The organism is Alteromonas sp. ALT199 (assembly GCF_018619335.1).
In the GTDB taxonomy this organism is placed as follows: domain Bacteria; phylum Pseudomonadota; class Gammaproteobacteria; order Enterobacterales; family Alteromonadaceae; genus Alteromonas.
In genome coordinates, this window is the sequence record NZ_JAHHDX010000143.1 from 1 (window position 1) to 1,480 (window position 1,480).

The following is a 1,480-nucleotide window of genomic DNA, read 5'->3' on the forward strand; positions in this document are numbered from 1 at the left end:
AGTTAACCTTCACGTCAAGACCGGCATCAATCGCTGTATCTAGCCCACGAAGTACTTCTTTAAGTTTATCTTGACCAGTAATAGCAGCAAACTGGCGCGGGTCTAAACTATCAATACTTACATTTACTTGATGAAGGCCGGCGTCTTTCCATTGATGAGCAAACTTCTCCATTCGTGCTCCATGGGTCGTCATCGCAACACGCTCAATACCGGGAGTATTGCTTGTTAAACGCAGAATATCTAGAAAGTCTCTTCGCAATGTGGGCTCGCCACCAGTTAGACGCACTTTCGTTGTGCCAAGTCTTGCAAACGCCTTGAGCAGAGTGCCTATTTCGCTTAGCGTCATAAATTGATCGCTCGTTGGGCCTTCATACCCGTCTGGCAAACAATACTGACACCGAAAGTTACACGCTTCGGTCACTGACAAACGCAAATAGTGAAACTTTCTACCGAAACTATCTTCTAACAAACTAACTCCTTAACCCTTATGCGTGACCTTAAATAGAGGCTAACGCAATCATAATATTTTAACCGTCAAAAAATAAAACTCGTCTAACAAGGTAACTAAATTAAACTACTTTAGTGTACGCGGCGCAAAGCAAAATTTAAACACATTGATAGCTATAAATAAGACCATTTTAATCTCTAGTCTATTTCGTAACGTATTTGAAAAATCACGCTTAAGCGCAGAAATCATTATACTTAGAGAAGTTACGCAATATTTACGCAATAAGGCCAATTGTGCATAGTTGTTCTTGAGCCCGCCTTGCCACCCTATTAACTTCTACCTGAAGAATTACTATCACATTAACAATAAAGCACACAATAAAATGAGAAAAAACCGTTTTCCTACGAATGTCGACGAACCTGTTAAATGGCACGTTCTCTCGCAACTTTGGCCTTATCTTCTTGAGTTTAAGCAGCGCGTATTTTTAGCCCTGCTGTGCTTGGTAGCGGCGAAGCTTGCCAGTATTGGTCTTCCCTACGTGCTGAAGTACACAGTTGATAACCTAAATGGCGATTTGACCACGCTAGCTTTGGCAGTCCCTATTAGCCTGATAATTGCCTATGGAACATTGCGCTTATTGAATGTATTGCTTGGCGAGGTGCGCGATACGCTATTTGGGCGAGTCACTGAGCGTGCCATGCGCCGTCTCGGACTTAAGGTTTTCAAGCATTTGCACAACCTAGACTTAGGCTTTCATCTAAATCGGCGTACAGGCGGTTTGTCGCGAGATATTGAGCGAGGCACAAACGGCGTTAGCTTTTTAATGCGGTTTATGGTGTTTAATATTGTCCCTACCCTATTGGAGATAGCCCTTGTAGTCGGCTTACTCTTGTTTCAGTTTGGCGTATCGTTTGCACTAATTATTGTGCTTAGTGTACTCGCCTATATTGGCTTTTCGATGAAAGCCACCGACTGGCGTACCCGGTTCGTCACTCAAATGAATGAAGCAGACTCGACCACCAACTCAAGGGC

2 protein-coding genes are annotated in these 1,480 nt (G+C 43.4%); one reads left to right on the forward strand and one right to left on the reverse strand.

What is annotated here, in order from left to right; all coding sequences use genetic code 11:
- On the reverse strand, positions 1-469 hold a 469-nt coding region (locus KL866_RS15380; protein ID WP_214995819.1), incomplete at its 3' end, for a radical SAM protein.
- A 361-nt stretch (positions 470-830) separates the two neighbouring features.
- On the opposite strand from KL866_RS15380, the gene KL866_RS15385 reads away from it, so the two are divergent.
- Positions 831-1,480: ABC transporter transmembrane domain-containing protein (locus KL866_RS15385; RefSeq protein WP_251140098.1), on the forward strand; the 650-nt coding region annotated here is incomplete at its 3' end.